Here is a 15,064-nt window from a genome sequence, read left to right on the forward strand (position 1 = left end):
GATTCTGCCACAGCTTGCCGTTTGGTGATCCGGGGACTGGCACGTATGATGCTTCACAAACTTCCGCAGATTAGAAGCCTATGTCCCTGATAGTTCTACTGCTTCTGCCCTTTGTCGGCAGCTGTCTGGCAGCCGTGCTGCCGCACAACGCGCGTAACACTGAATCTTTGTTGGCTGGCGTCGTTGCCCTCATAGGCACCGTCCAGGTCGCACTCCTGTACCCGCAGATCGCCGATGGTGGCGTCATTCGCGAAGAGTTTTTCTGGCTACCCAGCCTCGGCCTGAACTTCGTTCTGCGCATGGACGGGTTTGCCTGGCTGTTCTCGATGCTGGTGCTGGGCATCGGCACGCTGGTGTCGTTGTATGCCCGCTATTACATGTCGCCGGATGACCCGGTGCCGCGGTTCTTCGCGTTTTTCCTGGCGTTCATGGGCGCCATGCTCGGCCTGGTGATTTCCGGCAACCTGATCCAGATCGTGTTTTTCTGGGAGCTGACCAGCCTCTTTTCATTCCTGTTGATCGGCTATTGGCACCACCGCGCCGATGCGCGACGCGGCGCTTACATGGCGCTGATGGTCACCGGCGCGGGCGGTTTGTGCCTGCTGGCGGGGGTCATGCTGCTTGGCCATGTGGTCGGCAGCTATGACCTGGATAAGGTCCTGGCCGCCGGCGATCTGATTCGCGCACATGCCCTCTACCCTCTTCTGCTTCCCCTGATTCTGATCGGCGCCCTGAGTAAAAGCGCGCAATTCCCCTTCCACTTCTGGCTGCCACACGCGATGGCGGCGCCGACACCGGTCTCTGCGTATTTGCACTCGGCGACCATGGTCAAGGCTGGGGTGTTTCTGCTGGCGCGGCTGTGGCCGTCGTTGTCCGGCAGTGAGGAATGGTTCTACATCGTCAGCGGCGCCGGTGCCTGCACCCTGTTACTCGGCGCGTACTGCGCGATGTTCCAGAACGACCTCAAAGGCCTGCTCGCGTACTCGACCATCAGCCACCTCGGCCTGATCACCCTGCTGCTGGGCCTGAACAGTCCGCTGGCTGCCGTGGCCGCCGTGTTTCACATCCTCAACCACGCCACCTTCAAGGCGTCGCTGTTCATGGCCGCCGGGATCATTGACCACGAAAGCGGCACCCGCGACATTCGCAAACTCAGCGGCCTGATCAAACTGATTCCGTTCACCGCGACGTTGGCCATGGTCGCCAGTGCCTCGATGGCGGGCGTGCCGTTGCTCAACGGTTTCCTGTCGAAAGAGATGTTCTTCGCCGAAACGGTATTCATCAACGCGACCGCCTGGATCGAGTTGACCCTGCCCATCGTCGCGACCATCGCCGGCACGTTCAGCGTCGCCTATTCACTGCGCTTCACGGTTGATGTGTTCTTCGGCCCGACCGCCACCGACCTGCCGCACACCCCGCACGAACCGCCACGCTGGATGCGTGCACCGGTGGAATTGCTGGTGTTCACCTGCCTGATCGTGGGGATTTTCCCGGCACAAGTGGTCGGCTCGTTACTGGCTGCCGCTGCCCTGCCCGTCGTTGGCGGCACCTTGCCTGAATACAGCCTGGCGATCTGGCACGGCTGGAACGCGCCGATGATCATGAGCCTGGTCGCCATGTCCGGCGGCATCGTGCTCTACCTGCTGCTGCGCAACCAGTTCAAGCACGGGCGTTTCAAATACCCGCCGGTCATTGGCCTGTTCAACGGCAAGCGTCTGTTCGAGCGCAGCCTGGTGATCATGATGCGCCTGGCCCGTCGCCTGGAGCGGCGGATCAGCACCAGACGCCTGCAAACCCAGCTGTTCCTGATGGTGCTCGCCGCCGTGCTGGCCGGGTTGATCCCGATGCTGCACAGCAGCCTGAGCTGGGGTGACCGGCCGAAGATTCCGGGCTCGATCGTGTTCGTGACCTTGTGGCTGCTGGCGATTGCCTGTGCCCTCGGCGCGGCGTGGCAAGCCAAGTATCACCGGCTCGCGGCCCTGACCATGGTCAGCGTCTGTGGGCTGATGACCTGCGTCACCTTCGTCTGGTTCTCCGCGCCCGATCTGGCGCTGACGCAACTGGTGGTTGAAGTGGTGACCACGGTGCTGATCCTGCTGGGCCTGCGCTGGTTGCCGCGACGGATCGAAGAGGTCTCGCCGCTGCCGAGCAGCCTGCGCAAGGCACGCATCCGGCGTCTGCGCGACTTGCTGCTGTCGATCGCTGTCGGCGGCGGCATGGCGTTGCTGTCGTACGCAATGCTGACGCGCCAGACGCCCAACGATATTTCCTCGTTCTACCTCAGCCGAGCCCTGCCGGAAGGTGGCGGCAGCAACGTGGTCAACGTGATGCTGGTGGACTTCCGTGGCTTCGATACCCTCGGCGAAATCACCGTGCTGGTGGCTGTGGCGCTGACCGTGTTCGCGCTGTTGCGACGCTTCCGCCCGCCGAAAGAAAGCCTGCAACTGCCGGCGCAACAACGCTTGCTCGCGCCCGACGTGGTCACCGATCTGGTCAACCCACGTCACGCCAGCGACACCGCGCTCGGTTTCATGATGGTCCCGGCGGTGCTGGTGCGCATGCTGTTGCCGATTGCGTTCGTGGTCTCGATCTACCTGTTCATGCGCGGCCACAACCAGCCGGGCGGCGGGTTTGTCGCGGGGCTGGTGATGTCGGTGGCGTTCATCCTGCAATACATGGTCGCCGGCACGCAGTGGGTCGAGGCACAAATGAGCCTGCGACCACTGCGCTGGATGGGCACCGGTTTGCTGTTCGCCACGGTCACCGGGCTCGGGGCGATGGCGGTCGGCTATCCGTTCCTGACCACCCACACCTGGCATGCCGAACTGCCGGTATTGGGCGACATTCACATCGCCAGCGCACTGTTCTTCGACATCGGCGTGTACTCGGTGGTGGTCGGCTCGACGCTGTTGATCCTCACCGCCCTCGGCCACCAATCGGTACGCGGCCATAAAACCGCTGCCCAGCCCAGATCCGTCGCCACGAAAGGAGCCGTCTGATGGAAGAAGTCATCGCAATCGCCATCGGCGTACTGGCCGCGTCCGGTGTATGGCTGGTGCTACGGCCACGGACGTTCCAGGTGGTCATGGGCCTGTGCCTGCTGTCGTACGGCGTCAATCTGTTCATCTTCAGCATGGGCAGTCTGTTCATCGGCAAAGAGCCGAACATCAAGGACGGCGTGCCGCAAGATCTGTTGCATTACACCGACCCGCTGCCACAAGCGCTGGTGCTGACCGCCATCGTGATCAGCTTCGCCATGACCGCGCTGTTTCTCGTCGTGCTGCTGGCTTCGCGTGGTTTGACCGGCACCGACCATGTGGATGGCCGGGAGCCTAAAGAATGAATGCGATGACGCACCTGATCGCCGCACCGATTCTGTTGCCGCTGCTGACCGCCGCCATCATGCTGATGCTGGGCGAGAAGCACCGCCCGCTGAAGGCTAAAATCAACCTGCTCTCCAGCCTCTTGGGGCTGGGCATCGCCGTGCTGTTGCTGCAATGGACGCAAACCACTGATGTGCCCGGCTCCATCGGCGTCTACCTGCCGGGCAACTGGCAAGTACCGTTCGGGATCGTGCTGGTGGTCGATCGCCTGTCCGCGCTGATGCTGGTACTGACCGGGATCATCGGCGTCAGCGCCCTGCTGTTCGCGATGGCCCGATGGGACGGCGCCGGTTCCAGTTTCCACGCGCTGTTCCAGATCCAGATGATGGGTTTGTATGGCGCGTTCCTGACGGCGGACCTGTTCAACCTGTTCGTGTTTTTCGAGGTGCTGCTGGCGGCATCTTACGGCCTGATGCTCCACGGTTCGGGCCGGGCGCGGGTGTCGTCGGGGTTGCATTACATCTCGATCAATCTGCTGGCCTCTTCGCTGTTCCTGATTGGCGCGGCGCTGATCTACGGCGTCACCGGCACCCTGAACATGGCTGACCTGGCGCTGAAAATCCCGCTGGTGCCGGAAGCCGATCGCGGCTTGCTGCATGCCGGCGCGGCGATTCTCGCCGTGGCGTTCCTGGCCAAGGCCGGGATGTGGCCGCTGAATTTCTGGCTGGTGCCGGCCTATTCCTCGGCCAGCGCGCCGGTGGCGGCGATGTTCGCGATCATGACCAAGGTCGGCGTCTACACCTTGCTGCGCCTGTGGACCTTGCTGTTCTCCGGCCAGGCCGGCGCGTCGGCGTATTTTGGCGGCGACTGGCTGATCTACGGCGGCATGGCAACCATCGTCTGCGCCGCCGTGGCGATCCTCGCCGCGCAACGTCTGGAGCGCATGGCCAGCCTGAGCATTCTGGTGTCGGCGGGCATTCTGCTGTCGGCCATCGGTTTCGCCCAGCCGAACCTGATCGGCGCGGCGCTGTTCTATCTCGTCAGCTCGACCCTGGCGTTGAGCGCGTTGTTCCTGCTGGCCGAGTTGATCGAACGTTCGCGCTCGGCCAATGAAATGCCGTTGTTCGATGACGCCGACCTGATTGCGCGGCCGATGGAATCCCTGCAACCGCCCAAAGGCATCAACCTCGACGATGAACAGAAAGCCGTGGTCGGCCAGGTGATTCCATGGACCATGGCGTTTCTCGGCTTGAGTTTCATCGCTTGCGCGTTGCTGATCATCGGCATGCCGCCGCTGTCCGGCTTTATCGGCAAACTCGGTTTACTGCACGCCCTGCTCAACCCGCTGGGCCTGGGCAATGGCGCGGATGAACCGGTGTCGAACGCCGCGTGGGGTTTGTTGGCGTTGCTGATTCTCTCCGGGCTGGCGTCGTTGATTGCCTTCTCGCGCCTGGGCATCCAGCGTTTCTGGACGCCTGAAGAACGGCCATCACCCTTGCTGCGACGGCTCGAATGCGTGCCGATCATCGCGCTGTTGGGCCTGAGCATTCTGCTGACCTTCAAGGCCGAGCCGTTGCTGAGTTACACCCAGGCCGCCGCGCAGGCGTTGAATAACCCCCAGCAGTACGTGATGGCGGTGCTTGGGACTCGCGCAGTTCCAAGCCCGGAAGCCAAAGCCGCACTCGCGGAGGTGCAACCATGAAGCGTCTGTTTCCTGCACCTTGGTTGTCGCTGGCGCTGTGGTTGTTGTGGCTGGTGCTGAACCTGTCGATAAGCCCCGGCAATCTGCTACTGGGCGCCGTGCTCGGATTTTGCGCGCCGTTGATGATGCGCAAGTTGCGCCCCCTGCCGATCCGCATTCGGCGTCCCGGCGTGATTCTGCGTTTGTTCTTGATCGTCGGTCGCGACGTGCTGGTCTCCAACCTTGCTGTGGCCTGGGGTGTCTTGAACGCCGGTCGACGCCCGCCGCGCTCGCGGTTCATCAAGGTGCCGCTGGATTTGCGCGACGCCAACGGCCTGGCGGCACTGGCGATGATCTGCACGGTGGTGCCCGGTACGGTCTGGTCCGAACTGGCGCTGGACCGCAGCATTTTGTTGCTGCACGTCTTCGATCTGGATGACGAAGCGCTGTTCATCGAGCATTTCAAGGTGACTTACGAACGCCCGTTGATGGAGATTTTCGAATGAGCCCGTTGCTGTCGAATGCGGTTCTGCTGAGCCTGTTCATTTTTTCGCTGGCGATGGTCCTGACCCTGATCCGCCTGTTCAAAGGGCCGTCGGCGCAGGACCGGGTTCTGGCGCTGGATTACCTGTACATCATCGCGATGCTGATGATGCTGACACTGGGTATTCGTTATGCCAGTGACACGTACTTCGAAGCGGCGCTGCTGATCGCGCTGTTCGGCTTCGTCGGCTCGTTTGCCCTGGCGAAATTCCTGCTGCGTGGCGAGGTGATCGAATGAACGCTGAACTGTCTCTGTGGGTGGAAATCCCGGTGGCGATCCTGCTGGTACTCAGCAGTGTTTTTGCGCTGATCGGGGCGATCGGGCTGGTGCGGATGAAGGATTACTTCCAGCGCATGCACCCGCCGGCGCTGGCCTCGACATTGGGTGCGTGGTGCGTGGCGCTGGGGTCGATCATCTACTTTTCGGCGCTCAAGTCCGGGCCGGTGCTGCATGCCTGGCTGATCCCGATCCTGTTGGCAATCACGGTGCCGGTGACCACGCTGCTGCTGGCGCGGGCGGCGTTGTTCCGCAAGCGTATGGCGGGGGATGATGTGCCGGCCGAGGTGAGTAGTCGGCGGACTGAGAGTGGGAGTTAAATCCGGGGATTTGTGTTGATTGTTCGGGCCTCATCGCCAGCAAGCCGGCTCCTACAAGGGGTTTGTGTTCACCTGTAGGAGCCGGCTTGCCGGCGATGCTTTTCAAATCCACGCGACGACCAACAACCCCGCCCCCAACACCACACACAACGGCGAATACACCCACGTATCCAGCCGGGCAAATTCCGATCCCTTGACCTGCTTGAAAAACCCCACCAGGTTCGAATCGCCGATCGCCCGGGCGAACATCAGCATGGCGATTGCGCTGATCACCCATTGCAGCGATTGATGGGACACCGCCGGCACCCACCAGCCAACGCGCAAACACACCAGCGCTGCAATCAGCAGCAAACCGAAAGCCACCAGCAACGTCAACCACCCCGAGGGCTTGAACGCAGGCTGCGATCTCGCGCTGCCCTCCACCGGCACCTGCGGCACGGCCGCCACGGCAGCCCACTGGCCACCCAACGCCCAGTAGACATGGATCAGGCTGATCACCGCGAAGATCGTAACCAGCCCTTGAGCCAACACAAACGTCATGTCGAGGATCCTAGAAAAGTATTTAACAGAATCATCCTAGTCGGCATTTTTAGAAGTGCGCGAATGATCAACGATGTTAAAGTGCCGCCCCATGAAACTCGCCCGAACCGATCGCTCACTCATTGCATGGATGCTTTATTGCTGCGTCCTGTTCAATGTGTTCGCCTGCAGCATCGGTCACGGGCAAATGGTCGGGGCGCAGCTCAACGGCCTCGGTGGCCAGTTCTGTACGGTTGACCCGCGCACTCAGGCACCTGCGTCCTCAAACACGTCCGAAGAGCAACTGCCGACCCTGTCGAAAGCCTTCGGCTGCCCGTTGTGCTCCACCGGCGGCATGGGCCCGGCGCTCAATTCCAGCCTGACCCTGGCGATCCTCCCGCAAACACACAGCCCACCCTTGGCGGTCGTCGCCAACGCTGACCTCCCTGCCCGCTTCACCTGGCCTTCGGCCAACCCCCGCGCCCCGCCGTTCGCCTGAATCCTTCGCCATTCAATCAGCTCACTTCGCCAACGCGAGGCGTTCGCCTGTGCGCTGTTTCCTAGCAAGCATTCAGGATTCATCGATGAAAACCATTCCTTTGCTGGCCAGCCTGATCGGCTGCCTGTCCGTTAACGCCTGGGCACAATCCACAGTGGACCTCGCACCAATCACCATTGATGGCGAAGCCATCGCCGAGCCGGGTCTGAGCCTGGACCAATCCAGCGGCATGGCCTCGCGACTGGGACTGAGCGTGCGTGAAACCCCGGCGTCGGTGGCGATTGCCAACCGCAACGACATCGAACGCCACGGCGCGCAGAACTTCCAGGACGCCGCCAACACCTTGCCCGGTGTGAATGCCAGTGCGCCGCCGGGTTTCGGCGGGTTCGTTTCCTACCGTGGTTTCACCAGCAGCCAGATCACCCAGATGTTCAATGGCGTGAACGTCTCCGGCGGCCTTGCCCGGCCCGTGGATGCGTGGATCTATGATCGGGTGGAGCTGGTGGGCGGCCCATCATCGCTGATCAATGGCGCCGGCTCCGTGGGCGGTTCGTTGAACTACGTGACCAAACTGGCGACCCGTGAAGAGCAAGCGGTCGAAGGCCGGGTCAGCTACGGCAGTTACGACACCACCGAGACCGCGTTCGGCCTTAATCACGCGCTCAGTGAAGCCGGTGCGGATGTGCAGCATTACGCGCGGCTGGATGTCAGCCACAACACCGGCAACGGCTACATTGATCGCCAGGAGCGCGATGCGTGGAGCGTGGCGTTTTCGCTGCTCAGTGACCTGACGCCAAACCTGTCCCACACCCTGGCCCTGGAATATCAGGATGAACACGAAGACAGTCCGTACTGGGGCACGCCGGTGCTGAATCCCAAGGCCGGTGAACTGAAGATCGACAAGCACAACCGCTTCAACAACTACAACGTCGAGGACGGCCGTTACGAGCAGCGTACGATCTGGGTGCGCTCGATCATCGATTACCGGATCAACGACAGCACCACCCTGCGCAACACGCTTTATCACCTCGACAGTCAGCGCGATTACCGCAACCTGGAAACCTATCAGTACAGCGCCAACAACCGCGCGGTGAACCGTTCCACGGCGTATCAGGTGCGCCATCAGGGCGAGCAGAACGGCAACCAGTTCGAACTGCGTCACGACAACACGTTGTTTGGCCTGGACACCACCTGGTCCGGCGGTTTCGAGTACAAGGTCAACCAGACCACCAATTCGCCGCTGAACGTCAAAGGCGCGAGCACGGTCGACCCGAACAACTTTCAGCCGGGGCATTTCTACGACATCCCGGGCACCCGGCCGGGGTTTGTCAGCGACAAGACCAACGAAGTCACCACCAAGGCACTGTTCGCCGAGAACCGCCTGGCGCTGACCGATAAATTGTCGTTACTGACCGGGCTGCGTTACGACGACATCGATCTGGACGTGACCAACCACCGGGAAGTGACCGCCAGCAATCCACGTCATCTCAAACGTAGCTGGGAACCTGTGACTGGTCGCGTCGGCCTGACCTATCAGTTCATCCCTGACGCCAACGTCTATGTGCAATACAGCACCGCCGCCGAACAACCCAACGGCACGCAGGATTTTGATGTCTCGACCGGCAAGCAATGGGAAGTCGGCAGCAAATTCGACTACCTGGACGGTCGCGGTTCGGCGACGCTGGCGGCGTACACGATTGAGCGCAAAGACTTCGCGGTGACCGATCCGCTGGACCCGACGCTAAGCATTCCAGTGGGCCAGCAGACGTCCAAAGGCATCGAGCTGGCCAGTTCGTTGCGGATCACCGACAAGCTGTTGGCCGAAGGTAACTTTGCCTGGGTTGACGCTCAGTACGACGAGTTCACCGAGAAGAATGCTGCGGGTGTGGTGGTTTCACGCAAGGGCAACACACCGACCAACGTGCCGGACCGGGTCGGCAATCTGTGGCTGACCTATGACTTTGCGCCGCAATGGCAAGGAGGTGTCGATGCGCGGTACGTCGCCTCGGTGTTTGCCGACAGCGCCAACACGATGACCGTGCCGTCTTACACGCTTTACGGCACGTTTCTCAGCTACAAGGTCGATCGGCGCACCACCGTCACTGGTCGGGTACGCAACCTGACCAACGAGGTGTATGCCGAGTTTGCGCACGTGTCGCCGGCGTATTACCTGGGTACACCGCGGACCTTTGAGCTGGCCGTGCAAACCCGGTTTTAGTGCTCGATCCACACTCCCTGTAGGAGCCGGCTTGCCGGCGATGAGGCCCGAGCGTTCGGCATCGATTTCGAGGCCACCATCGCCAGCAAGCTGGCTCCTACAAGGGGTGTTGTGGCAGGCCTGAATAAGGTGAACAACACGACCCACTGTAGGAGCCGGCTTGCCGGCGATGAGGCCCGAGCGTTCGGCATCGAATTGGAGGCCGCCATCGCCAGCAAGCTGGCTCCTACAAGGGGTGTTGTGGCAGGCCTGAATAAGGTGAACAACACGACCCACTGTAGGAGCCGGCTTGCCGGCGATGAGGCCCGAGCGTTCGGCATCGATTTCGAGGTCGCCATCGCCAGCAAGCCGGCTCCTACAAGGGATGTTGTGGCTAGCCTGAATAAGGTGAACAACACGACCCACTGTAGGAGCCGGCTTGCCGGCGATGAGGCCCGAGCGTTCGGCATCGAATTGGAGGCCGCCATCGCCAGCAAGCTGGCTCCTACAGTCCGGTGATATCAGCGGCACCCATCATTTCAACTCGGCGGAGACTTTATCCGCCACATCCTTCGGCAGCCACGCCTGCCACACATCCGGGTGCGCCTTCATGAACGCCTCCGCCGCCTGGCGCGGTGGAGTGTGTTTCTCGCTCATATCAGCCAGCGCCTTGTTCAACGGGCCGATGGGGAAATCGACCTTGCTGAAGAACTCGGCAATCTGCGGATATTGTTTCTGGAACGGTGTGGACACCCCAATCGACAGCTTCGAGGGCAGTGAGCGCGTCGGTTTCGGATTGGGGTTGTCGGCGTCGGTCAGGGTTTTCCAGGCTTCGGCATCGAACGGCGGTTCTTCCAGCTGAACCAGTTTGAAGCGCCCGAGCAAGGGCGTAGGCGACCAGTAATAGAACAGGACCGGCTTGCCACGACGGATCGACGAACTGATTTCCGCATCCAGCGCCGCCCCGGAGCCGCTGCGAAAGTTCACATAGCTGTCGTTCAAGCCATAGGCCGTGAGCTTCTGCTTGTTGACCACCTCCGAGGTCCAGCCGATCGGGCTGTTGAGGAAGCGCCCCTTGCCCGGGCTTTCCGGGTCACTGAAAACGTCCTTGTATTTCGGCAGGTCACTGACACTGCGCAAGCCGGGGGCCAGCGGCTTGATACCCTTGGCCGGATCGCCCTTGATCACGTATTCGGGCACCCACCAGCCTTCGGTGGCGCCCTTCACCGTATCGCCAAGACTCGCGACTTTGCCTTCGGCTTCAGCCTTGACCCAGACCGGGCTGCGACCGGCCCATTCTTCGCCAATGACCTGAATGTCATTGTTGGCCAGGGCGGTTTCCAGGGTGATGGTCGTTCCCGGCAAGGTATCGGTCTGCAGCCCGTAGCCCTTCTCGACAATGATCCGCAGGATATCGGTGATCAGACTGCCGCTTTCCCAGTTCAGGTCGGCGAAGTGGATCGGCGCCTGGGCGGCGAATACCGGAATGGGTGAACCCAGACCGAAAGCGACCAGAACAGTGGCCAGCAACCGTCGAAATCCGTTCATGCTTTTGCACCTCGTGCTGTTCACAGCAATAGCAGGATGGCCTGATAAAGACCGCAAGCCTCAAAATACTCAGTCAACTGACTGTAGTAGAGGTTCCTGCTTTCGAGGGGCGAGGATTATTTTTCGGAAATTTCCTGCAAGCGCGCCAGCTCTCTTCTGACCATGCTGGCGTATTCCGCCGGGCGTAACGTGTAGATCTGCGACGCCACCCACCCCAGCCAGGCCCCTTGCAGGATGGCCTTCTGTTCGAACAGTCGCTGGGCCTCCACCTGGGCGCTGGCCTGGTTCTGTATGTGAAAATCGGCGCGGGTCAGGGGCATTACTCGCTGGCCTTGAAGGTTACCAGTTCACCCTTGCGCCACTTGGCGGCCTTGGCCGTCACGGCTTTCAGGGTTTTGGTCAGGCCTTCCTGCAATTGTTGGTGGGCGGCAAATACCATCACCACGCTGTGACCTTCCTTGAACACGATCCCGTGACCGTCGGCGGTGGTCACGAACGCGTAATCGCCCAGGCCATACACCGTCAGTTTGATTTCGCGGAACTTGATGTCTAGCTTGCCGCCTTCGCGACTGGGCAAAACCGAAGCGCTGAAATGATCGCCGACTTTAAGTTTCAGGCCTGGCTTGTCGTCCACCACCAGTGCTGATTCGGTGTCGATCTCGGCAATGTAAATGCCTTCAGCGTTCTGTTCGGTGATGTAAACAAAACGTGACTGGAACTGCTTGACCAGCTTTGCGCGCAAATCACCCAGCACGAACAAAGCATGCATATCGAGATTACTTACTGCCAAGGAAACATCCCCACATCTGAAAATGATGCCGCACGCCTGCAAACAGCGCACAGCAGAAAAAAGCGGCAATGCCGAAGGTGTCGCCAAATGACCCGTGTTGAAATCCTGAAACGAGCAGAGGGCTCATTCATCGCGAGGCGTAAGAAGACTAATGGAAAGTCACTCGCGTCGTCTTGCCTGGAGTTCGTCAGAGGTTGAAGGAAAAAGCCCTTCTGACTGCCAGAAAAAACGGATTACCAACCTTAGGGAAAAAACTCTTTAAAAAAAGCACTTTTCCGACATATCGCCGGCAAAAAATTGCTTTAGATAACCATCAATCGCCCACCAGTGACGGTGATTCTAGAGCAGCGATGCTCTTCGAGACTACCCAAAACGATGTACACACGTCGGCAAAATAACGAAAAGGACTTCATATGTGCACCCTGACACACTTCGCCCGTCCCCTCGCGCCTTACTCAAGCAACCCGTCGACGCTCTACGCGGCGGGGTTTCAACACCCTGAACTTGACCCTGAAACGCTTGCCACACCGCGTTTTCAGGTTGTTCTGGCCGGTAATGCGTTCTTCCACATCAAAGAAATTTCCACTGGCCATGTCAGGGGTTTCCGCAGCGACCACAACGAAGCATGCGCGCTCGCCCGCCAGCTCGAATTACATCGCTAAGCGCTACGCTCAGTCCCTTCTTATAGACGTTTCGTCATGCCGACGACTTAACTCAGCCGTCGGCAGGCAACTACTGCCATACTGCCGAACCAATGAAACCCGTTCCCAAGTCGGACGGCGTTCAACACAACAGGATATTTCCAGGGGAAGGCTGCTACGTGACGGAATTTGATATCGGTGAATTTTTTATCCGGGGCGAAGCCAGAGAAGTCGAAGGCGAATTCCAGGCGGTTATTGTCATGCGCGCCAAACCGCCGCTGACCGCGGTGACGTATCACCAGGTCGAGAAGGATCGTTGGTTCAAAACCTCGGACGTCGCCGAAATCGCCGCAAAGGAAGCCGCCAAGGCACTGAAGCTTGCGGTCGATGCAGGGGCATTGAAAGCCTGAAATGGGGGGGTGGGCAAGTCCGGGAGCCGGCGCCGGGTAGCGCGATTTTCATGACCGCCAGCGCGCTGTATCAGGCCAGAACGGGCCTCGCCGACAAGGTCGGCACCTCGGCCCGAGAGGTGTCAGCGGCGTGCCAACCTTGCACAGGTTGCACGCCGTCATAACGACAATCGATCAGATCAGCTTGCGCTTGACCGCTTCATCCAGCGTGCTTTGGGTCAAGTGCTTGAGCAACACGTCCCCTCGTTCATTGAACGGCGCCCCGACAATCAGCAGAATCTGCAACCAGGTGCGAGTGCTCTCCTGCTTGACGATTTTGCCCAGCACGTTGCCTTCCTGATCCTTGAACACCGTTTCCAGCGTGAAGGTATTGCTGTACGTAGTCGGGATCACGAAAAACGTGAATCCCGTCAGCCAGGCACTGGCGATATTGCCTTGTTCGTTGTTGGTCAACGTACTCGTGACGTACAAGTTCGAGTCAACTTTGTCCGTGGTCACGCTTTTGAACTGTCCGGATTCCTTGAAGGTTTCCAGCATGTTCTTTTCCACCAGCGCCGCATTGTCCCCGGCGCCCGACAGTTCGCCGTTGAACTTCTGCTGAATGGTCACGTGCAGATAAGCACTGGGCTTGTCTTGCCGGGCCTGGGCCGGTGGCCACTGATCCACCGGTGGCAAGTTGTGCTGGGAGTAGGAAATGCAGCCCGTCAGGGCGCTGCTGGCCATCAACAGCAAAACCAAAAGGTACTTATTCATGTGCAGCCAATTCCTTTGACAGTGGACGCAGTTGAGGGGTGGCACCGGCCAGCAATTGAGCGATCAATTCGCGCAGCTGAGTACCGCCCAGGCGGGGATTGAGATAATCGGCATTCCACATGCCGACATTCTTGTCGAGCTTCACCTTCTCGACCGACCTGGCCAGTTGCTTGCCCTGACGGTCTTCGATGATCAGTTCACCCGCGAGGTCGTATTTGTCGACGTAAATCGGACCGTCGACCCAGATCCAGAGGGTCAAGGTCAACAGCGCACCTGGAAGGTAAGCCGGGTGCATGGTGCGTTTGCCTGCCAGCGAGGTCAGGTTGAACTTGAGCACCACGTCGTCCTCACCGGCCTTGGCCGGGAACGCCACGATTCGCTTGAAGTAATCGCTTTTGTCGACATAGACGCTGATCTGCTCGGTCAACTGTTGGCTGCCGGCGACACGCACCTTGTCGTCCAGATCGGGGGCGGAAATCACGACGTCGCTGATCTCGGCACTACGATCAAGGGTGGATGGCGCGGGGTTCAAGGGTTCGCCAATGGGGCCCAGCGGTGTGAACGACACACAACCAGTCAGCGACAGGCCAAGCGCGATGGCCATCAGATAAACAAGACGCTTCACTGCTTACATCCTTTTCATACGGGATCGGGGACGCGTCGACTCGAAAGAAAATCGCGCAAGGGATGGGCAATTCAGCACTGAAAGGCGGAAATCCTGGGGAGCGAGTGTCGCCTACATCCTTGTTCGAACTCTTTGAATGGCGGCTCTGTGACGCCAAAAACGCGACAGCATCGTAATCGTTGAGGCCCCGACAGACAATAGCCCATTGCCATCATTGTGGCGATTCCGGAGAAAGCTGCTAAACCCCTATCGAACTCTTGGTGCGCGGCTCCCTCAGATGCAATGACACTGCACTGCCGATTCCACACTCGATGCGACTGAATGACCTCAAGGAGATGCAGATGGATTCACCTACACACGACTTGAAAGGCTTGTTCGACCAACTCGGCCTGGACTCCAGCGAGAAGGCCATCGACGACTTCATCGCCAGGCATTCGCCTATGCCCTTTGATAAAAAGCTCATTGATGCTGAGTTCTGGACGCCGCAGCAGGCCGGTTTCCTGAAAGAACAATTGCGTGAGGACGCTGATTGGTCACGGGTGGTTGATGACCTGAATCTGCGTATGCATCAGGTTCACTAGTCAATGCAGGCTGTCGGGGGCTTCGGCGCTTAATTGGGCCAACCAGGCAGCCTTGCACTCCTCCGCTTCATCGCGACGGGAGAATGCCGTCCCCCGGCGTTCGCCGTTCAGCAGCACGACCCAGCAGACGCTCTGCCCCTGCGCCCGTAAGCTGGCGGGCACACCGCTGCCGATCATGACGGCGACATCGACTTTGCTTTGCATGCTGACCTCTTTGACTTCATTAGCAACCTAACTATGAAGGTATGGTAATGAGTTCATGTGTGAGGAAACAGCGACTGTGTTGCATAGATTAGTTGCTGGAATCGCAATAATGGTGGGGTTGGGGGGCATATCCGTTGCTGCGGTGATGGCGGC

At 59.9% G+C, this 15,064-nt stretch carries 19 protein-coding genes; 12 read left to right on the forward strand and 7 right to left on the reverse strand.

Annotated features, from left to right (window positions below; translation table 11 throughout):
• The first annotated feature begins 80 nt into the window (after positions 1–80).
• From J4E42_RS23160 to J4E42_RS23185, 6 genes are read left to right on the forward strand one after another with little or no spacing between them, the layout of a single operon-like run.
• The gene (locus J4E42_RS23160) at positions 81–2,999 is read left to right on the forward strand and encodes a monovalent cation/H+ antiporter subunit A (RefSeq protein WP_008043759.1); all 2,919 of its coding nucleotides are present in this window, start codon (positions 81–83) and stop codon (positions 2,997–2,999) included.
• Entirely contained in the window at positions 2,999–3,343 is a 345-nt protein-coding gene (locus tag J4E42_RS23165; RefSeq protein ID WP_008029186.1) for a Na+/H+ antiporter subunit C, read from the forward strand. Before J4E42_RS23160 ends, J4E42_RS23165 begins: the two co-directional genes overlap by 1 nt.
• The gene (locus tag J4E42_RS23170; RefSeq protein ID WP_207286265.1) at positions 3,340–5,025 is read left to right on the forward strand and encodes a monovalent cation/H+ antiporter subunit D; all 1,686 of its coding nucleotides are present in this window, start codon (positions 3,340–3,342) and stop codon (positions 5,023–5,025) included. Before J4E42_RS23165 ends, J4E42_RS23170 begins: the two co-directional genes overlap by 4 nt.
• Positions 5,022–5,510 carry a Na+/H+ antiporter subunit E gene (locus J4E42_RS23175; protein WP_207286266.1) on the forward strand — a complete coding sequence of 163 codons (489 nt, stop codon included), beginning with the start codon at positions 5,022–5,024 and terminating at the stop codon, positions 5,508–5,510. The genes J4E42_RS23170 and J4E42_RS23175 overlap by 4 nt, the downstream gene beginning before the upstream one ends.
• Positions 5,507–5,785, forward strand: a complete 279-nt coding sequence (locus J4E42_RS23180; protein ID WP_008029179.1) for a K+/H+ antiporter subunit F — start codon at positions 5,507–5,509, stop codon at positions 5,783–5,785. Before J4E42_RS23175 ends, J4E42_RS23180 begins: the two co-directional genes overlap by 4 nt.
• A complete protein-coding gene (locus tag J4E42_RS23185) occupies positions 5,782–6,144 on the forward strand; it encodes a Na+/H+ antiporter subunit G (RefSeq protein ID WP_008029177.1) in 363 nt (120 codons plus the stop codon). Before J4E42_RS23180 ends, J4E42_RS23185 begins: the two co-directional genes overlap by 4 nt.
• A gap of 102 nt (positions 6,145–6,246) precedes the next feature.
• Here the strand turns inward: J4E42_RS23185 and J4E42_RS23190 are convergent, their stop codons facing one another.
• Positions 6,247–6,684: a DUF3995 domain-containing protein gene (locus J4E42_RS23190; protein WP_192417531.1), complete on the reverse strand. Its 438-nt coding sequence runs from the start codon at positions 6,682–6,684 to the stop codon at positions 6,247–6,249.
• 91 nt (positions 6,685–6,775) lie between these two features.
• Between J4E42_RS23190 and J4E42_RS23195 the strand changes: the two genes are divergently transcribed.
• The 3 genes from J4E42_RS23195 to J4E42_RS23205 all read left to right on the forward strand — a co-directional run bounded on the left by J4E42_RS23195 (position 6,776) and on the right by J4E42_RS23205 (position 9,878).
• A complete protein-coding gene (locus J4E42_RS23195; protein WP_008029173.1) occupies positions 6,776–7,162 on the forward strand; it encodes a DUF2946 domain-containing protein in 387 nt (128 codons plus the stop codon).
• 85 nt (positions 7,163–7,247) lie between these two features.
• A complete protein-coding gene (locus tag J4E42_RS23200) occupies positions 7,248–9,380 on the forward strand; it encodes a TonB-dependent siderophore receptor (RefSeq protein ID WP_207286267.1) in 2,133 nt (710 codons plus the stop codon).
• A 129-nt stretch (positions 9,381–9,509) separates the two neighbouring features.
• Positions 9,510–9,878: a hypothetical protein gene (locus tag J4E42_RS23205; protein ID WP_207286268.1), complete on the forward strand. Its 369-nt coding sequence runs from the start codon at positions 9,510–9,512 to the stop codon at positions 9,876–9,878.
• 15 nt (positions 9,879–9,893) lie between these two features.
• Here the strand turns inward: J4E42_RS23205 and J4E42_RS23210 are convergent, their stop codons facing one another.
• The 3 genes from J4E42_RS23210 to J4E42_RS23220 form a co-directional block, all read right to left on the reverse strand.
• Positions 9,894–10,907 (reverse strand): ABC transporter substrate-binding protein, encoded by a 1,014-nt coding sequence (locus J4E42_RS23210; RefSeq protein WP_207286269.1) that lies wholly within the window; start codon positions 10,905–10,907, stop codon positions 9,894–9,896.
• Between the two features lie 116 nt (positions 10,908–11,023).
• A complete protein-coding gene (locus J4E42_RS23215; protein ID WP_008035846.1) occupies positions 11,024–11,227 on the reverse strand; it encodes a hypothetical protein in 204 nt (67 codons plus the stop codon).
• Positions 11,227–11,697 (reverse strand): hypothetical protein, encoded by a 471-nt coding sequence (locus tag J4E42_RS23220; RefSeq protein ID WP_008035847.1) that lies wholly within the window; start codon positions 11,695–11,697, stop codon positions 11,227–11,229. The genes J4E42_RS23215 and J4E42_RS23220 overlap by 1 nt, the downstream gene beginning before the upstream one ends.
• Before the next feature lie 413 nt (positions 11,698–12,110).
• Between J4E42_RS23220 and J4E42_RS23225 the strand changes: the two genes are divergently transcribed.
• Together J4E42_RS23225 and J4E42_RS23230 are read left to right on the forward strand one after the other, a co-directional pair.
• Positions 12,111–12,359 (forward strand): hypothetical protein, encoded by a 249-nt coding sequence (locus J4E42_RS23225; RefSeq protein ID WP_192496340.1) that lies wholly within the window; start codon positions 12,111–12,113, stop codon positions 12,357–12,359.
• A gap of 158 nt (positions 12,360–12,517) precedes the next feature.
• A complete protein-coding gene (locus J4E42_RS23230; protein ID WP_207286271.1) occupies positions 12,518–12,748 on the forward strand; it encodes a hypothetical protein in 231 nt (76 codons plus the stop codon).
• A gap of 174 nt (positions 12,749–12,922) precedes the next feature.
• Here the strand turns inward: J4E42_RS23230 and J4E42_RS23235 are convergent, their stop codons facing one another.
• Together J4E42_RS23235 and J4E42_RS23240 are read right to left on the reverse strand one after the other, a co-directional pair.
• On the reverse strand, positions 12,923–13,501 hold the full coding sequence (locus J4E42_RS23235) for a hypothetical protein (protein WP_008044092.1): 579 nt from the start codon (positions 13,499–13,501) through the stop codon (positions 12,923–12,925).
• Positions 13,494–14,126: a hypothetical protein gene (locus J4E42_RS23240; protein WP_192417525.1), complete on the reverse strand. Its 633-nt coding sequence runs from the start codon at positions 14,124–14,126 to the stop codon at positions 13,494–13,496. The genes J4E42_RS23235 and J4E42_RS23240 overlap by 8 nt, the downstream gene beginning before the upstream one ends.
• Before the next feature lie 341 nt (positions 14,127–14,467).
• On the opposite strand from J4E42_RS23240, the gene J4E42_RS23245 reads away from it, so the two are divergent.
• A complete protein-coding gene (locus J4E42_RS23245; RefSeq protein ID WP_207286270.1) occupies positions 14,468–14,707 on the forward strand; it encodes a DUF2789 domain-containing protein in 240 nt (79 codons plus the stop codon).
• Here the strand turns inward: J4E42_RS23245 and J4E42_RS23250 are convergent, their stop codons facing one another.
• Positions 14,708–14,911, reverse strand: coding sequence for a hypothetical protein (locus J4E42_RS23250; protein ID WP_008035852.1), 204 nt, complete (start codon positions 14,909–14,911; stop codon positions 14,708–14,710).
• Positions 14,912–15,064 lie beyond the last annotated feature (153 nt).

Origin of the sequence: Pseudomonas sp. FW300-N2A2, from assembly GCF_017351735.1 — a bacterium.
Taxonomy (GTDB): domain Bacteria; phylum Pseudomonadota; class Gammaproteobacteria; order Pseudomonadales; family Pseudomonadaceae; genus Aquipseudomonas; species Aquipseudomonas migulae.